This is a genomic window from Geminicoccus sp. (assembly GCF_035556675.1).
Lineage (GTDB): Bacteria > Pseudomonadota > Alphaproteobacteria > Geminicoccales > Geminicoccaceae > Geminicoccus.
This window is the reverse complement of sequence record NZ_DATMFZ010000157.1, coordinates 1-16,435: the sequence shown is the minus strand read 5'-3', so window position 1 is coordinate 16,435 and position 16,435 is coordinate 1. Positions and strand designations below refer to the sequence as shown.

Sequence of the window (16,435 nt, the reverse complement as noted above, 5' to 3'; positions counted from 1 at the left end):
CTTCGTCGACCTGATCCAGGAAGGTTCTGACATCGCCCTGCGCAGCCACGCGGCACCTCTGGCCGATTCCGTGCTGACGCAGCGCCGCCTGGCGGAAGCGCCGGTCGTGGCGGTGGCGGCGCCAGCCTATCTGGCGGCGCACGGCCATCCTCACGAACCTTCCGACCTTGCCGGCCATGCTGGGCTGCTGTCCGGGCCACAAGCCACGGTCTGGCGGTTCCGCCACGAGGACGGCCGGGAAGTGCCGGCGGAGCCCGGGCCGGTCATGGTCCCGGACGAATCGACCATGCTGATCGAGGCGGCGGCCGCCGGGCTGGGCATTGCCTGCCTGCCCGCGGACATCGTCGCCCCGGCCGTGGCGGAGGGCAGGCTGGTGCGGCTCCTGCCGAGCTGGCATGCCGGGACGATCACGGCCACGATCCTGATGCCGCCGCGGCGCAGCCAGCTGCCGGGCGTACGGGCGGTGGTCGAGTTCCTGTGCCGGCCGGGCTGAACGGCTTGGTGAGTGAAGTTGCGGGGAGATGCTGCGTGCCGGAATTCCGTGAGGCCGAGGAGGCGGACCTGGCCGCGATCATGGCCCTGCTCGCCGATGACGATCTGGGCCGGGGCCGGGAGGCCCACGTGCCGGATGCCTACCGACGGGCGTTCCGGGCCATGGCGCGCCAGGAGGGCAACCGGATGGTCGTGGCGGTAGCGGACGGCGAGGTGGTCGGCTGCATGCAGGTGACGGTCATCCACGGCCTGAGCCGGCAGGGTGCCAGCCGCGCGCAGGTGGAGGCGGTGCGGGTCCGGCGCGACCGGCGGCGGCAGGGCATCGGCCAGGCGATGCTCGCCCATGCCGTGGCGCTGGCCAGGGCGGCCGGCTGCCGGCTGGTGCAGCTCACCACCGACCGGCGGCGCGAGGATGCGCACCGCTTCTACGAACGGCTGGGCTTCGTCGCCAGCCACTACGGGATGAAGCTGGATCTGCCTTCCTAGACGTGCTCAGGCCGCGGCCGGCACGCTAGGCTGGTACTGGCGGTGGGCCAGGTCGATGCCGACCTCGTCGAACCGGGCGAGCAGGCGGCGGTTCAGCTCGCGGCCGACCGCCCATTGCTGCAGCGGCCGGGTGCGGATGCCGCCTTTGAGCACGATGCCGTCCGGGTTGACCTCGTCCACGCCCCAGACGTCCAGCGGCAGGAGGATCAGGGGTGCATAGGCCGGGTCGCGCAGCAGCGAGTTGCCGACCTCGCGCATGGTGTCGATCGCCTTCTGCGTGTCGGCATGATGGTCGATCATCACCGTCACCGTATAGACACCGAAGTCGCGCGAGCGGTTCTTGACCGCCTTGATGCTGGAGAACGGGATCGAGTGCAGGGCACCCTCGCCGTCGCGGATCCGCACGGTGCGGATGGTGAGCGCCTCGACCGTGCCGGCCCGGTCGCCGGTGTCGATCACGTCGCCGATCGAGATCGTGTCCTCCAGCAGGATGAACAGGCCGGTGATCACGTCCTGGACGAGCTGCTGCGAGCCGAAGCCGATGGCGAGGCCGACCACGCCGGCGCCGGCGAGCAGCGGGGCGACGTTCAGGCCGAGATTGGCCAGCACCACGATGACGGTGAGCACGGACAGGGTCACGAACACGAAGTTGCGGAGCAGCGGCAGGAGGGTCTTGACCCGGTTCGACATCGGCCGCGGCCGGCCCAGATGGTCGGTCGGCACCAGCGCGCCGGCGATCCAGCTGTCGATGAAGATCCAGGCCAGCCAGGCGGTGATCAGGGCGAAGCCGATGCCGGAGAGCGAGCTCACGATCGTGCGCCCGGGCTCGCGCTGCAGCCAGGCGACCAGATCAAAGCCCCACAGCCGGAACGCGACCACCACCACCAGCACCGCCAGCACCACCTGGCCGATCACCGCCAGGAGCCCGATCATCCGGGCGGCGACGGCACCCCTGGTCGTGATCCGGCGCTGCTGCATGCGCTCCTCGGCGATGTGCGCGCGCTTGCGCAGCCAGGCCGCGAGCATCGTGCCGACGATCACCAGCACCAGCGAGAAGGAGACCTGCAGGATGAAGCTCTGGCTGCGCGTGCCGAGCAGCCGGGCGATCACGTTGAACGCCAGGAAGGTGATCGCGACCAGGTGCCATCGGCGGGCGAGCCCGACCAGCGCTGCCTCCACCTGGCCGACATCGATGCCCTTGGCCAGCCGGCCCCGGATCAGCAGGGCGCGGATCGTCGCCTTGTGCCGGAGCACGAACATCAGGGCGGCGATGTTGTAGAGCAGGTCGAACAGCAAGGAGACGATGTCGGCGGTCGCCAGGCCGATGGAGCTGCGCAGGCTCGGGTCGCGCAGGACGGCGCTGAACACGGCCAGCCCGACCAGCCAGGAGATCCAAGGACCCATGCGCTTCTGGGCATAGCCGACCAGGCGCCAGCCGCGTGCCGGTGCTGCGAACACCAGGAAGTGGTGGAAGACCTGGCGGGCGAGCATGCCCCACCACAAGGGCGAGGCGAGCAGGAGGAAGATCAGCCGGCCGCGCGGGCTCATGCCGGTGGCGACCGGCCAGATGAGCAGGACCGCGGCGGCCACGACCAGCGGCAGGATGCCGAACAGGGTGCGGATCAGGACCTCGCGCACCAGCCTGCCGCCGCGGCTGCGCTGGGTGGCGATCGTACGGCGCTGCACGGCGGGCAGCTTGGCCACCAGGAACAGGATGCCGAAGCCCAGCACCCAGCCGCCGATCGACGCGATCAGGAAATATTCGAGCGCATCGCGGAAGCCCGGGTCGCTGATGCGCGAGTGGACCTGCTCCCCGGCCAGGTGAAACCGATCGATGATCGAGCCGCCGCCCAGCGCCAGGCGCGGCAGCTCGTGGCCGACATCGCTGGCCCAGTCGCTGAGCACGCCCACCAGGCCGTGCTCGGTCAGGATCGCCTCGGACGGGGCGGGTTCCGCCTCGGGGGCCGGCTCGGCGGCCGGAGCCGGGGCAGGCTCTGCCGCAGCGGGCGGCGCCTGCCCTGCCCCAGCCTCCGCTGGCGCGCCGTCCTGAACCGGAGCGACCTGCCCTGGAACGGTCTGGTCCGGGCTAGCCGCAGCCGGTGGCGCCCCTGCCGCCTGGCCGGTGTCCGGGGACGGCTGGACCTCGAGCTGGGCGCGCAGGCTCTCCAGATCGGCGATCACCGCCTGGCGGCCGGCATTGTTCTTCAGGAGCTGCAGGGCCCGGTCGATGGTGGCGAGATCGTCGGCCCCGTCGGCGGCGGGTGCGGCGGCCGTTGCCGGCGGCTGGACCTGCTGGCCTTGCGCGTTCTGGGCGGCGGAGGGGGAAGTCTGGGTGACCAGCAAGACGAGCAGCAAGGCGAACGCGCGAAGCAGCATGAGCAGGAATGATCCTCTGCCGGTGACTGGCGCATCCGGGGAAGACCTGTCTTCGGACCTGCGCCACTAGCCGGACTCTGCCTGTCTGGCAGGTCCGCGCCCCGATCAGGTAGCGGGCAGGTGCCGGCAGGACCAGGGCGATCAGGCGGGATGAGGAAATGGTCAGGATACCGGAAGGCGGCTCGGGCACTCATCGACGGGCGAGACCGCAGCCACTCAACTGATCGGCGCGCTTGACATGACCGCGGCAGAATGTAACCGATTTCGGGAGATCAGGATGGCAAGTTCGAAGAACAGCAGTGCCGTGCGCATGGACAAGTTGTCGATGCGCTTGGCTGCGCATCCAGACAATAATCAACGATAGCCCTCAATACCGCCGGAGTCATGCCGATGAAGCTGCATCTCCTTCTGCCCTGTCTGCTGAGCGGGACCCTGGCAAGCGCGGCCCTGGCCGACGAGATCACCGTCGCCTCCGGCGGCGGTGTCTATCAGGATGCCCAGCGCGCCGCGTTCTTCGACCCGACGGCCAAGAAGCTCGGCATCACCATCAAGGAGGCGACCACTTCCGGGCTTCCGGAGATCCGCGTCCAGGTGCAGAGCAAGGCGGTGGGCTGGGACATCGCCAACACCGCGGCGGAGGAATGCGCGATCGGCAGCAGGGAGGGCCTGTTCGAGCCGCTCGACACGAGCGTGGTCGACACCTCGGGCATCGACCCCAAGCTGGTCGGCAAGGACTGGGTGGCGAACCTCTATTATTCCACGGTGATCGGCTGGAACACCGACACGATCGGTGCGGACGGCGAGGTGCCTACCAGCTGGGCCGACTTCTTCGACACCGAGAAGTTCCCCGGCGACCGGGGCATCTACGACCATCCGCGCGGCAACCTGGAAGCAGCTCTGCTCGCCGACGGCGTGCCGCCTGACCAGCTCTATCCGCTCGATGTGGAGCGCGCCTTCAAGAAGCTCGAGGAGATCAAGCCGGACATCACCGTGTGGTGGACTTCCGGTGCCCAGTCCGCGCAGCTGATCAAGGACGGCGAGGTCGACCTCATCCAGATCTGGAACGGCCGGATCGACGGGGCGATCAAGGACGGTGCCAAGGCCGACTTCACCTTCGACCAGGGCATCCTGATGGCCGACTGCTTCGTGATCCCGAAGGGCGCGCCGCACAAGGACCTGGCGATGAAGGCGCTGGCCCTGTTCATCGCGCCCGAGCAGCAGGCGCTGCTGCCGCTGCACATCGCCTACGGGCCGATCAACCAGAAGGCCTTCGACCAGCCGGTGCTGACCGACGAGCTCAAGGCCAAGGTCAACTCCTCGCCCGAGAACGCCGCCAAGCAGTTCGTGCTGGACGTCGCCTGGTGGGGCGAGCACGGCGCCGAGATGATGGAGCGCTGGCAGAACTTCAAGCAGCAGTAAGCCCGCAGCTGATGGCATCCTCGATCACCATTCGCGGGCTGTCCAAGCACTATGGCGCGTTCGCGGCGCTTTCGGACGTCTCGATCGACATCCCGGCCGGGCAGTTCGTGACCCTGCTGGGCCCGTCCGGCTCGGGCAAGACCACGCTGCTCATGAGCATCGCCGGTTTCGCCCACCCGGACCGGGGCAGCATCCGCATCGACGACCAGGAGATCCTGGGCCTGGAGCCGGACAAGCGCGACATCGGCGTGGTGTTCCAGAACTACGCCCTGTTCCCGCACATGTCGGTCGAGGAGAACGTCGCCTATCCGCTGAAGCTGCGCAGGGTGCCGGCGGCCGAGCGCGCGGCACGGGTCAAGCACGCCCTGCAGGCCGTGCAGATGGAGGGGTTCGGCGCGCGGCGCATCCACGAGCTGTCCGGCGGGCAGCGCCAGCGCATCGCGGTGGCGCGCGCCATCGTGTTCGAGCCGCGCATCATCCTGATGGACGAGCCCCTCTCGGCGCTCGACAAGAAGCTGCGCGAGGAGATGCAGATCGAGCTGAAGCATCTCCACCAGCGGCTGGGGCGGACGATCGTCTACGTCACCCACGACCAGAAGGAGGCCCTGACCCTGGCTGACCAGGTCGTGGTGATGGACAAGGGCCGGATCGTCCAGAAGGACAGCCCGCGCGCGATCTACGAGCAGCCGAGATCCCGCTTCGTCGCGGACTTCATCGGCAACTCCAGCTTCCTGCCGCTGTCCGGCCCGGCTGCCGCCTCGGTCGAGGCGCTGGTGTCCGATGGGTTCCGCCGGCGCCAGCTGGACGGGCTCGCCCGGCCGCTCCTGGTGATCCGCCCGGAGAAGCTCGAGATCGTGCCGGCCGGAGAGTCAGAGCCGGGATCCTTCTATCTCGACGCCACGGTGGGCGAGGTCCTGTTCCAGGGCGACCTCGTGGTGGTGTTCGCACAGCTGGGCAACGGGGAGACGGTGCGGCTGCAGCGCGGCACGCGCCGCACCGCACTCAGCACCATCCCGCCGGAAGGCGCGCCGGTCCGCCTGGCCCTGCACGAGGAGGATGCGGTCGTGGTGGAGGAGGACGCGTGACCACCGGCGTGGCCGCCGGCAGGGCCGCGGCACCCGCCGCCGATCGCGGCCGGTCCCTGCACCCGCGCCACTGGCCGTTCGCCGTGCCGGCGGTGCTGGTGACGCTGGTGGTGCTCCTGCCCTTCCTCTGGCTGGGCCTCCTGTCCTTCACGGACGGTGGCGGCCTCTCGCTCGTCCACTACCAGCGCATGCTGGAGAACCCGAGCTACGCCGCGATCCTGGGCGACACGGTGCTGCTGAGCCTGCTCGTGACCGCCATCGTGATCGTGCTGGGCATCCCGACCACCTATTTCATCGTCCGCCAGCCGCCCTGGCTGGCCACGCTGATGCTGGCGGGCGTGGCCATCCCGTTCTGGACCTCGCTCCTGGTGCGCACCTATGCCTGGATGGTGCTCCTGCAGCGGCGCGGCCTGATCAACACCTGGCTGGTGGACCTGGGCATCATCGACCGGCCGCTCCGGATGGCGAACAGCTTCACCGGCACCACGATCGGCATGGTCCACATCATGCTGCCGTTCTTCATCTTCCCGCTCTACTCGGCGATGCGCCAGATCGACCCGGACATGGTCAAGGCCGCACGCAGCCTGGGGGCCAGCCCCAGCCGGGCGTTCTGGGACGTGTTCTTGCCGCTTGCCACGCCCGGCATCATGGCCGGCGGCCTGCTGTCCTTCGTCCTGTGCCTGGGCTTCTACGTCACGCCGCAGCTTTTGGGCGGCGGCAACGTCACCACCATCTCCATGAAGATCCAGCAGAACGTGACCATGTACAGCGAGTGGGGCGCCTCCAGCGCGCTGGGCGTGGTGCTGCTGGTCCTGGTGGTGCTGTGCTTCCTGGCGGTGCAGGGGCTGGTGCCGCGGAGGCTGCGCCAGTGAGCCGTGCCTGGCTGGGAATCGTCGCCTTCGCCGTGCTGGCCTTCCTGCTGGTGCCGGTGGTCATCGTCGTGCCGATGAGCTTCTCGGACGCCTCCTATCTGGAGTTTCCGCCGCGCGCCTGGTCCCTGCGCTGGTACCAGGCCTATTTCGGCTCGATCGAGTGGATGGCGGCGACCCGGACCTCGTTCGCGGCGGCGTTCTGCACCGTGCTGATCGCCACCCCGATCGGCTTTGCCGGCGCCTACTGCATCGACAAGCTGGAGGGCCGGCCGCGCCACCTGCTGATGGCGGTCCTGCTCTCGCCGCAGCTCATGCCGGTGATCCTGCTCGCGATCGGCCTGTTCTTCCTCTACATCCGGCTGGGCCTGGTCGACAGCTTCCCGGGCATCGTGCTGGCCCATGTGGCGCTCGCCATCCCGTTCGTGGTCACCACCGTGGTGGCGGGCCTCAGCCGCTTCGACCGCAACCTGGAGAACGCCGCGCGCAGCCTGGGTGCCTCGCGCCTGCGCGCGATCGTCGACGTGGTGCTGCCCCAGGTGAAGATGTCGGTCATGGCGGGCGCCCTGTTCGCCTTCGTCAGCTCGCTGGACGAGGTGGTGATCGGCCTGCTCGTCGCCGGCGGGCCCAACACCGTGCTCACCCGCAAGATGTTCATGTCGCTGCGCGACCAGGTCGACCCGACCATCGCCGCGATCTCCACCCTGCTGATCGGGATCTCGCTGGTCGCGGTCGCCCTGTTCCTGGTCATGGAGCGGGCGGCAGCACGGAGTGCCGCCAGGTCCGGCTGAGTCTTTTCCCTCAACCCTTCCCCAAGGAAGTCGACGGCAATCATGGCTGCTTCCGTCCTGGCGTCGAACCTCAAGGCCACGCCCTACTGGTGGGAAGGTCACGACCTCCCTGCCCATCCCTCCGCCGGCAGCCCACCGGAGCGGGCCGAGGTCGTGGTGATCGGCAGCGGATACACCGGCCTGTCCGCCGCCCTCACCCTGGCCCGTGCCGGCCGGCAGGTCGTGATCCTGGACGCCGAGCAGCCGGGCTTCGGCTGCAGCACCCGCAACGGCGGCCAGGTCGGGCCACGCTTCGGCCCGTCCTTCGCCGAGCTCAGCCGGGCCTATGGCGTGGACAAGGCGCGGCGGCTCAAGCGCGAGAACCATGCCGCCTACGACTACCTGACCGACCTGATCGGCACCGAAGGGATCGACTGCGACTTCAAGACCACCGGCCACCTGCTCTGCGCCCATGCAGCCGATCGCTACGAACCCGCGGTCCGCGCCGCCGAGACCGAGCAGCGCGAGTTCGGGATCGAGGCACATGCGATCCCGAAGGCCGAGCAGCACCGGGAGGTCGGCTCCGACGCCTTCCATGGCGCGGTCCTGTTCCCGGGCGGTGGTGCCCTGGATCCGATGAAGTATCACCGGGGCCTCCTGGCGCGGGTGCTGGCGGCGGGCGCCACCCTGTTCACCGGCCAGCGGGTCACCGGGGTCGAGCGCGACGGCAAGGGCTTCACCGTGAAGCTCGCGGGCAGGAGCATCACGGCGGGTGACGTGGTGCTGGCGACCAACGGCTACACCAAGGACGCCACGCCCTGGTGGCAGCGCCGGCTCATCCCGATCGGCAGCTACATCATCGCGACGGAGGAACTGGACCCGGCGCTGATGGCGAAGATCTGCCCCAAGGGCCGGATGCTGAACGAGACCCGCAAGGTGGTCTATTACTACCGCCCTTCGCCCGACAACCGGCGCATCCTGTTCGGCGGACGGGTGGCGCTGAGCGAGACCGACCCCAGGGTGAGCGGACCCCGGCTGCATGAGGCGATGGTGCGGGTCTGGCCGGAACTGCGCGACGTCAAGGTCACCCATAGCTGGATGGGCTTCGTCGCCTTCACCTTCGCTCACCTGCCCCATGTCGGCGTGCAGGACGGCGTGCACTATGCCATGGGCTATTGCGGCAACGGCGTGCCGCGCTCGACCTTCTACGGCCACAAGGCGGCGCTGAAGATCCTGGGCCATCCGGACGGGGCCAGCGAGATGGACCAGCTCGATTTCCAGACCCGCCCGCTCTACTACGGCCGGCCGTGGTTCCTGGCGCCGTCCATCGCCTACTACAAGCTGAAGGACCGGCTCGCGGCCTGAACGGGCCGGTCAGCCTTCCTGCTTGGTGGCGGATGCGCGGCGCGGCCGGATCACCTCCTGGCGGCGGGCCGGGCGGCGGGCACGCATCTGGCTGCGCAGCGCCTCGAGCTCGGCTTCCTTGGCCCGCATCTGCCGCAGCGACAGGATCCACAGCCCGGCCAGGACCAGGATGGTGAATCCGAACGCCGGCCATACATATGCCGCATAGCCGCCCATCGCGAGGAACTCAGCCATGGACCGATCCTCCGGTACCGGCACTTTCCGCGGCGGGCCTGGCAAGGTATGCCGCGCTGGGCGGCACGAGCGGCAAGAGGCGGTTGGAATTGGACGCGAGCACCGGAGCTCCGGTCGAAAGTCATGGCAACGCGGCGCGGCTGGTGCCCGGTTCCGGCCAGGATCCGCAGCGGACCGCCCTTGCGCGTAGCACGACTGCCGCCGCAGCTCCAATGTTGCCCGATGCCGGCGCCATCCGCGCCCAGGTACAGGCACTGGGGGCGGCCGGTGCCGCCGACATTCCGGCACTCACAGCGGCCTTGAAGCGCATCCATGGCGATGCCCGCGCCCTGGTCCGCGCCGCCTTCGAGGCGGGCGGGTCGGCCGAGACGGCGGTGGCGGCGCTCAGTTCCATCACCGACGGGCTGATCCAGGGCCTGCTGGACCTGGCCAGCACCCATGTCTACCCGACCCCCAACCCGACCAAGGGCGAGGGCCTGGCGGTACTGGCGGTGGGCGGCTACGGCCGCAGCGAGCTCTGCCCGCATTCCGACATCGATCTGCTGTTCCTGGTCCCCTACAAGCGCACGCCGGCCGGCGAGCAGCTCACCGAGTATCTGCTCTACCGGCTCTGGGACCTGGGCTTGAAGGTCGGCCAGGCGACCCGTTCCGTCAGCGAGTGCATCAAACTCGCCCAGCAGGATCTCACCGTGTCGACCGCCCTGCTGGAGGCGCGGCTGCTGTGGGGGGATGCAGCTGCCGCCGCCGACCTGCAGGAGGGCTATCGCAAGGAGATCGTGCAGGGCCACGAGGCGGCGTTCATCGAGGCGAAGCTCGCCGAGCGCGACGAGCGCCATCAGCGGGTCGGCGACAGCCGCTATCTGCTCGAGCCCAACGTCAAGGAAGGCAAGGGCGGCCTGCGCGACCTCCATACGCTCGGCTGGATCGCGCGGTTCGTCTATGGCGGGACCGATCAGGCCAAGCTGGTGCAGAGCGGGCTGATCACCCGGCGCGACCTGTCCACCTTCCGGCGCTCGCGCGCCTTCCTCCTGGCGGTGCGCTGCCACCTGCACTGGCTGACCGGGCGGGCCGAGGACCGCCTGACCCTGGACGTGCAGCCCGAGATCGCCGCGCGCATGGGTTTCCGCACCCGGACCCGCTCCATGGGCGTGGAGCGCTTCATGAAGCGCTACTATCTGGCAGCGCGGGAGGTCGGCAATCTCACCCGGATCGTCTGCGCCGCCCTGGAGGAGCAGCACCGGCGCCGGCCGAGATTCGCGCTGCCCCGCTTCGGCCTCGCCCGCAAGCGGGTGGACGGCTTCCTGATCCAGGGCAACCGGCTGGCGCTGGACGACCCGAAACTGTTCCAGGCGGAGCCGATCAAGCTTCTGCAACTGTTCCAGACGGCCGATGCCCGCGGCCTGGACATCCATCCCGCCACGCTGGCGGCGGTGGGCCAGGCCCTGCCCAGGATCGATGCCGAGCTGCGCAACGATCCGGAGGCCAACCGGCTGTTCCTGGAGATCCTCACCTCGCGCAAGGACCCGGCCGGAACGCTCACCCGGATGAACGAGGCCGGCGTGCTCGGCCGGTTCGTGCCCGACTTCGGCCGGATCGTCGGCCAGATGCAGCACAATCTCTATCACATCTACACCACGGACGAGCACACGATCCGGGCGATCGGGTTCCTCCGGCAGATCGAGGACGGCCAGCTCGCCGCCGATTTCCCGCTCGCGACCGAGCTGTTCCCCAAGCTCCTGTCGCGCCGTGCCCTGTTCGTCGCCCTGTTCCTCCACGACATCGGCAAGGGCCGGGGTGGCAGCCATGCCGAGGTGGGCGCGGTCATCGCCCGCAAGCTCTGCCCGCGCTTCGGCCTGCTGCCCGAAGAGACCGAGACGGTCGTCTGGCTGGTCCGTCACCATCTCTTGATGAGCGACACCGCCTTCCGGCGCGACCTGGAGGACCTGAAGACCATCCAGGACTTCGTGGAGGTGGTGCAGTCCCCCGAGCGCCTGAAGCTCCTGCTGGTGCTGACCGTGTGCGACATCCGCGCGGTCGGCCCCAATGTGTGGAACGGCTGGAAGGGCCAGCTCCTGCGCGAGCTGCACGGCGAGGCCGAGGCGGCGCTGCAGTCCGGTGATCCGCGTGGCCGCCGTGCCAGCCGGGCCAACGCGGCGAAGGCCGAGCTGGCGCAGGCGCTGCTGGCGGAGCCGGACGGCTGGTGGACGCAGGAGCGCATCGACCGGCACCTCGCCCGGCACGACCCGCGCTACTGGCTGGGCTTTGCCACCGAGGACCTGGTCCGCCATGCCCGGCTGATCCAGCATACCGAGAGCCAGTCCCTGCCGATCGGCATCGACTTCCGCGTCGACAAGTTCCGTGCCCGCTCCGAGCTGCTGCTCTACGCCCCGGACCATCCCGGCCTGTTCATGAAGGTGGCAGGAGCGATCGCCTTGGGCGGCGCCAGCATCGTGGATGCGCACATCTTCACCACGACCGACGGCACGGCTTTGGACATGCTGGGCTTCCAGGACGCGGGCAAGCAGGCGGCCGTCGACGATCCCGAGCGCTTCCAGCGCATCCGCGACAACCTGATCCGCGCCTTGTCCGGCGAGATCTGGCTGGAGAAGGCCCTGGCCGGGCGGCGCAGCCTGCCGGCGCGCGCGGACGTGTTCCGGGTCGAGCCGCGCGTGCTGCTCGACAACAATGCCAGCCGCACCCACACCGTCATCGAGGTCAACGGCCGGGACCGGCCGGGCCTGCTGTTCGACCTGGCCAAGGCGCTGAAGGAACTGGGCCTGGTGATCAGCTCCGCGCATATCAGCACCTATGGCGAGCGCGTCGTCGACGTGTTCTACGTCAAGGACGTGTTCGGCATGAAGGTCACGGTGCGCAGCAAGGTCATGAAGGTCCAAAAGCAGCTCACCGAGGCGCTGAGCCTGACCTGACTCGATCGGGAAGAGTGATTGGGCTGGCTGCGCGCATCCTCGATCGTCTCGGCTGCGACCCTGGCCTCGCGCCTCCTGGGCTTCCTGCGCGACGTCCTCCTGGCGCAGGCCTTAGGCGCGGGCGTGGCCGCCGACGCCCTGCTGGTGGCACTCAAGCTGCCGAACCTCCTGCGCCGGCTGTTCGCCGAGGGCGCCTTCTCCGCCGCCTTCGTTCCACTGTTCAGCCAGATCCTGGCCAGTGACGGCAGGCCCAGGGCGCTGGCCTTCGCCAGCCGGGCCCTGACCGCGCTGGGCCTGGTGCTCATCCTGGCCACCGGCCTGGCGCTGGTCGCCATGCCGCTGCTCATCCTGGTGCTGGCCCCCGGCTTCGACCCGCTCGACCCGCGCAGGGACCTCGCGGTGGAACTCGCGAGGCGCACCTTCCCCTTCATCCTGTTCGTGTCGCTGACCGCACTGCTGGGCGGTGTGCTGAACGTGCTGGGCCGCTTTGCGGTAGCGGCGGCGGCTCCGGTGATCCTCAATCTCGTGATGATCGCGGTGCTGGTCTGCTACCAGGGCGACCCGGTGGCGCTGGCACGCATGCTGGCCCTGGCCCTGCCGGTGGCGGGAGCCCTGCAGCTCCTGCTGCTCTGGCAGGCCTGCCGGAGCGCCGGCGCATCGATCCGCCCCCGGACAGACCTCGCCGACCCGCAGCTCCGCCCACTGGCCCGTCGTATCCTGCCCGGCATCGCCAGTGCCGGCGTCTACCAGGTCAACGTGGTGGTGGTGACGGTGATGGCGACTGCCCTGGCCCCTGGAGCGGTGTCGTTTCTCTATTTCGCCGACCGGCTGGCCCAGCTGCCGCTGGGGCTGATCGGGGTCGCCATCTCCACGGCGCTGCTGCCGATCGTGGCGCGGCGGATGGCCGAAGGCCGGCTGGAGGAGGCCCGCGCGGTGCGCGACCAGGCGGTCGAGATCGCCCTCCTGCTCACCCTGCCGGCCGCGGCCGGGCTCACCGCGCTGGCCCTGCCGATCGTGGGCATCCTGTTCGGCCGGGGTGCGTTCGACGCAGAGGCCACGGTCGCCACCGCCGCGGCCCTGCAGGCCTTCGCCCTGGGCCTGCCGGCAGCGGTGCTGGTCCGGATCATGGCCGCCACCCTGTTCGCCCGGGGCGACCTGCGCACGCCTCTGGTCGGCGCCATCGTGGCGCTGGCGGTCAACCTCGCGGTGGGCCTGGCGACGCTCGGCAGTCTCGGCCATCTGGGGCTGGCGGTGGCGGCCAGCCTGTCCAGCTGGACCAATCTCGCCGTGCTGGTCCGCCGGATCGGCCGGATCGAAGGGCGGGCCTTTTCCCGGCGCACCAAGCTGCGTGCGCTGGGCGGGCTCGCCTGTGCGATCGTCGCGGCCTCGGTCGCCGTCCAGGCGCTGCGCGAGATGCAGCACCTGGAGCCGCCCATGGCACTCGGCGGTGCGATCCTGGTGGCGGCGCTGGCCTTTCTCGGGATGGTGACGGTGGCACGGGTGGTCCGGCCGCAGGAACTCGTCGCACTGTTCCGGGACCGAGCTTGACGCATGGGCCGCGAGCGGCCATCCAACCGCGCTCGACCGTCCGTACCGTCCCGCTACGAAGGCTCGTCCATGTCCGGCCGCATCTTTTCCGGCGTTCAGCCGACCGGCGCCCTGCATCTCGGCAACTATCTGGGCGCCATCCGGCACTGGGTCCATCTGCAGCAGGATTACGAGGCGATCTACTGCGTGGTCGACCAGCACGCGATCACCCTGCCCCAGGATCCGAACGAGCTGAGGGGCGCCATCCGCGAGGTCGCCGCGGCCCTGATCGCCTGCGGCATCGATCCGGACCGCTCGATCCTGTTCAACCAGTCGACCGTCCCGGCCCATGCCCAGCTCGCCTGGGTGCTGATGTGCCAGACGCCGATCGGCTGGCTGAACCGGATGACTCAGTTCAAGGAGAAGGCCGGCAAGCAGCGCGACAATGCCTCGGCCGGCCTCTACACCTACCCGGTGCTGATGTCGGCCGACATCCTGGCCTACAATGCCACCCACGTGCCGGTCGGCGAGGACCAGAAGCAGCATCTGGAGCTGGCGCGCGACACGGCCGGCGCCTTCAACCGCCAGTTCGGCGTCGAATTCTTCGTCCTGCCCGAGCCGATGATCCTGGGCGAGGCCACCCGGGTCATGTCGCTGCGCGACGGCACCAAGAAGATGAGCAAGTCGGATACATCCGACTACAGCCGCATCAACCTGACCGACGATGCCGACACCATCGCCCAGAAGATCAGGAAGGCGAAGTCCGATCCGATCGAGGGGATGAGCTACGATGTGGCGGGGCGCCCGGAGGCATCCAACCTCCTGACGATCTACGCAGCATTGGCCGACCTGCCGCGCAGCCAGGTCGAGGCGGAGTTCGCTTCCGCCAATTTCTCCGCCTTCAAGGGGCGGCTGGCCGACCTGTGCGTCGAGAAGCTCTCGCCGATCACGACCGAGATGCGCCGTCTGCTGGCGGATCCGGCCGAGATCGACCGGATCCTGGACCGGGGTGCCGAGAAGGCCGATGCCATTGCCGGCCCGATCCTCCGGCAGGTGTATGATATCGTCGGCTTCCGACAGGCCTGAGCCTTCCAGCCGCCGGGGTGGCGCGCCATCTGTCCCGGCAGCTTCCGTTTCACTCCAAGGACTGATGATGGCCGTCTCGGACCCCTCCGTCTCCGCCAGCCGCCCGCTGCTGCGGCGCGCGCTCCTGGGCCTGCCGGCCCTGATCGTGCTGGCCGTGGCGGGCTGGTACCTGGTCGGCATGGTCGTGGTGCATCGGATCGACGACGATCCGGACTTTGCCATGGCCACCAGTGCGCCCGAGGGCGGCTCGCGCGCGGTGGCGGCCATGGCCGACCTGGTGTCCCGGGAGATCGACCAGAACGAGTGGACGCCGAACGAGCCGTTCTTCAAGCCGGGCGTCCTGCTCGACAACATGCCGAACTACCAGACCGGCATCGTCGCGGCGGTCCAGCGCTTCGGCGTGTCGGTGCGCGACCGGCTGGCCCGGGCGCGCGGCTCCTCGCAGGCGGACGCGGACCTCACCCGCGCCATGGGCCTGTTGGCCTATCCCGGCAATGTCTGGGTCTGGAACCCGGCGAATTCCTGGGCACCCACCGCCACCACCGAGAGCCAGTACCGCCAGGCCGTGGCCGCCCTGCGCGCCTATAACGGCCGGCTGGCTTCCGGTGAGGCGACGCTGGAGCTGCGGGCGGACAACCTGCTGGAAAGCCTGGACGCGATCGCCTCGGATCTTGGCTCCACCTCCGGTGCGATCTATCAAGCGATCGACCTCAGCAGGAACCGCTGGCTCGACTTCACCGCCGACGACCTGTTCTACACCGCCAAGGGCCAGCTCTACGCCTACTACATCCTCCTGCGCGAGCTGGGGCTGGACTATGCCGACGTGATCCGCGAGCGGGGTGCGGCCTCGAGCTGGACCGAAATGCTCGACAGTTTCCGACTTGCTGCGACGCTTCAACCGTGGGTAGTAGTGAACGGAGGACTGGAAAGCCAGTTCAAGCCCAACCATCTGGCCAGCCAGGGCTTCCTCCTGCTTCGCGCACGCACGCAGTTGCGTGAGGTGACCAACATCCTCTTGCGTTAGTGGCACACGGTCGCCACCTCAGGCGCAAGGAGAAATATCTCATGTTCATCCAGACCGAGCAGACACCGAATCCGGCGACCCTCAAGTTCCTTCCCGGCCGCACCATCGTCGAGCAGGGGCAGGTCGAAGTCCTCGACGCCGACGAGGCGGAGCAGGTCTCCCCGCTGGCGCGCCGGCTGTTTGCGGTGGACGGGGTGCGCTCGGTGTTCATCACCCGGGATTTCGTCGCCGTTACCAAGCAGGCCGCGGCCGACTGGTATGTGCTGAAGCCGGCCGTGCTCGGCGCCATGGTCGAGCACTTCATGTCCGGCGAGCCGGCGGTGGTCCAGGCCGAGGCGGGAGCGTCGCCGGCTGCCCATGCGCCCGAGGACGACGAGACCGTGACCAAGATCAAGGAACTCCTGGACACGCGCGTCCGCCCGGCCGTGGCCAATGATGGCGGCGACATCGTCTTCCACGGCTTCGAGCGCGGCGTGGTTTACCTGCACATGAAGGGGGCCTGTGCCGGCTGCCCGTCCTCGGTGGTGACACTGAAGAACGGCATCGAGAACCTCCTGCGTTACTACGTGCCGGATGTCGTCGAAGTCCGCGCGATCGACTGAGCCCCCGGCTGGCCCGGTGCGCGTTCTGGCGATTGGCGGGAGCGGGTCGGTCGCGGCGGCCGCTTGCCTGGTTGACGCTGCTGGCACGACCGTGACCGGCCGGGCGATGCGGGCCGCTGCCGCCGAGGCCGATCTGCTGCCGGGCCAGGTCCAGGCCTGTCTGGAGCAAGCAG

At 69.3% G+C, this 16,435-nt stretch carries 14 protein-coding genes; 12 read left to right on the top strand and 2 right to left on the bottom strand.

Annotated features, from left to right (window positions below; translation table 11 throughout):
- Together VNS22_RS11845 and VNS22_RS11840 are read left to right on the top strand one after the other, a co-directional pair.
- The coding region (locus VNS22_RS11845; protein ID WP_325732645.1) for a LysR substrate-binding domain-containing protein at window positions 1-493 on the top strand (493 nt) is incomplete at its 5' end.
- Window positions 494-528: 35 nt separating this feature from the next.
- Complete coding sequence (locus VNS22_RS11840) at window positions 529-978, top strand: GNAT family N-acetyltransferase (protein ID WP_325732643.1); 450 nt, start codon at window positions 529-531, stop codon at window positions 976-978.
- Window positions 979-984: 6 nt separating this feature from the next.
- Here the strand turns inward: VNS22_RS11840 and VNS22_RS11835 are convergent, their stop codons facing one another.
- A complete protein-coding gene (locus VNS22_RS11835; RefSeq protein WP_325732641.1) occupies window positions 985-3,354 on the bottom strand; it encodes a mechanosensitive ion channel family protein in 2,370 nt (789 codons plus the stop codon).
- Between the two features lie 390 nt (window positions 3,355-3,744).
- Between VNS22_RS11835 and VNS22_RS11830 the strand changes: the two genes are divergently transcribed.
- From VNS22_RS11830 to VNS22_RS11810, 5 genes are read left to right on the top strand one after another with little or no spacing between them, the layout of a single operon-like run.
- Window positions 3,745-4,773, top strand: a complete 1,029-nt coding sequence (locus tag VNS22_RS11830) for an ABC transporter substrate-binding protein (RefSeq protein ID WP_325732639.1) — start codon at window positions 3,745-3,747, stop codon at window positions 4,771-4,773.
- A gap of 11 nt (window positions 4,774-4,784) precedes the next feature.
- The gene (locus VNS22_RS11825; protein WP_325732637.1) at window positions 4,785-5,858 is read left to right on the top strand and encodes an ABC transporter ATP-binding protein; all 1,074 of its coding nucleotides are present in this window, start codon (window positions 4,785-4,787) and stop codon (window positions 5,856-5,858) included.
- A complete protein-coding gene (locus VNS22_RS11820) occupies window positions 5,855-6,730 on the top strand; it encodes an ABC transporter permease (protein WP_325732635.1) in 876 nt (291 codons plus the stop codon). Before VNS22_RS11825 ends, VNS22_RS11820 begins: the two co-directional genes overlap by 4 nt.
- Window positions 6,727-7,518 carry an ABC transporter permease gene (locus tag VNS22_RS11815; protein WP_325732633.1) on the top strand — a complete coding sequence of 264 codons (792 nt, stop codon included), beginning with the start codon at window positions 6,727-6,729 and terminating at the stop codon, window positions 7,516-7,518. Before VNS22_RS11820 ends, VNS22_RS11815 begins: the two co-directional genes overlap by 4 nt.
- 42 nt (window positions 7,519-7,560) lie before the next feature.
- Window positions 7,561-8,862, top strand: a complete 1,302-nt coding sequence (locus VNS22_RS11810; protein WP_325732631.1) for an FAD-binding oxidoreductase — start codon at window positions 7,561-7,563, stop codon at window positions 8,860-8,862.
- A gap of 9 nt (window positions 8,863-8,871) precedes the next feature.
- Here VNS22_RS11810 and ccmD read toward each other — a convergent pair whose 3' ends face one another.
- Window positions 8,872-9,096: a heme exporter protein CcmD gene (ccmD, locus tag VNS22_RS11805; RefSeq protein ID WP_325732629.1), complete on the bottom strand. Its 225-nt coding sequence runs from the start codon at window positions 9,094-9,096 to the stop codon at window positions 8,872-8,874.
- 212 nt (window positions 9,097-9,308) lie between these two features.
- Between ccmD and VNS22_RS11800 the strand changes: the two genes are divergently transcribed.
- The 5 genes from VNS22_RS11800 (at window position 9,309) to VNS22_RS11780 (ending at window position 16,262) form a co-directional block, all read left to right on the top strand.
- Entirely contained in the window at window positions 9,309-12,023 is a 2,715-nt protein-coding gene (locus VNS22_RS11800) for a [protein-PII] uridylyltransferase (RefSeq protein WP_325732627.1), read from the top strand.
- Between the two features lie 18 nt (window positions 12,024-12,041).
- Window positions 12,042-13,571 (top strand): murein biosynthesis integral membrane protein MurJ, encoded by a 1,530-nt coding sequence (gene murJ / locus VNS22_RS11795; RefSeq protein WP_325732626.1) that lies wholly within the window; start codon window positions 12,042-12,044, stop codon window positions 13,569-13,571.
- Window positions 13,572-13,640: 69 nt separating this feature from the next.
- Entirely contained in the window at window positions 13,641-14,636 is a 996-nt protein-coding gene (gene trpS / locus VNS22_RS11790; protein ID WP_325732624.1) for a tryptophan--tRNA ligase, read from the top strand.
- Window positions 14,637-14,703: 67 nt separating this feature from the next.
- Window positions 14,704-15,660 carry a DUF2333 family protein gene (locus tag VNS22_RS11785; protein ID WP_325732622.1) on the top strand — a complete coding sequence of 319 codons (957 nt, stop codon included), beginning with the start codon at window positions 14,704-14,706 and terminating at the stop codon, window positions 15,658-15,660.
- 41 nt (window positions 15,661-15,701) lie between these two features.
- Entirely contained in the window at window positions 15,702-16,262 is a 561-nt protein-coding gene (locus tag VNS22_RS11780; protein ID WP_325732620.1) for a NifU family protein, read from the top strand.
- Window positions 16,263-16,435 lie beyond the last annotated feature (173 nt).

Excerpts from the sequence above, each read along its gene's own strand:
- VNS22_RS11810 (WP_325732631.1), top strand. The coding sequence starts at position 7,561 with ATGGCTGCTTCCGTCCTGGCGTCGAACCTCAAGGCCACGCCCTACTGG.
- VNS22_RS11800 (WP_325732627.1), top strand. The coding sequence starts at position 9,309 with ATGTTGCCCGATGCCGGCGCCATCCGCGCCCAGGTACAGGCACTGGGG.
- trpS (WP_325732624.1), top strand. The coding sequence starts at position 13,641 with ATGTCCGGCCGCATCTTTTCCGGCGTTCAGCCGACCGGCGCCCTGCAT.
- ccmD (WP_325732629.1), bottom strand. The coding sequence starts at position 9,096 with ATGGCTGAGTTCCTCGCGATGGGCGGCTATGCGGCATATGTATGGCCG.
- VNS22_RS11785 (WP_325732622.1), top strand. The coding sequence starts at position 14,704 with ATGGCCGTCTCGGACCCCTCCGTCTCCGCCAGCCGCCCGCTGCTGCGG.
- VNS22_RS11825 (WP_325732637.1), top strand. The coding sequence starts at position 4,785 with ATGGCATCCTCGATCACCATTCGCGGGCTGTCCAAGCACTATGGCGCG.
- VNS22_RS11830 (WP_325732639.1), top strand. The coding sequence starts at position 3,745 with ATGAAGCTGCATCTCCTTCTGCCCTGTCTGCTGAGCGGGACCCTGGCA.
- VNS22_RS11780 (WP_325732620.1), top strand. The coding sequence starts at position 15,702 with ATGTTCATCCAGACCGAGCAGACACCGAATCCGGCGACCCTCAAGTTC.
- VNS22_RS11835 (WP_325732641.1), bottom strand. The coding sequence starts at position 3,354 with ATGCTGCTTCGCGCGTTCGCCTTGCTGCTCGTCTTGCTGGTCACCCAG.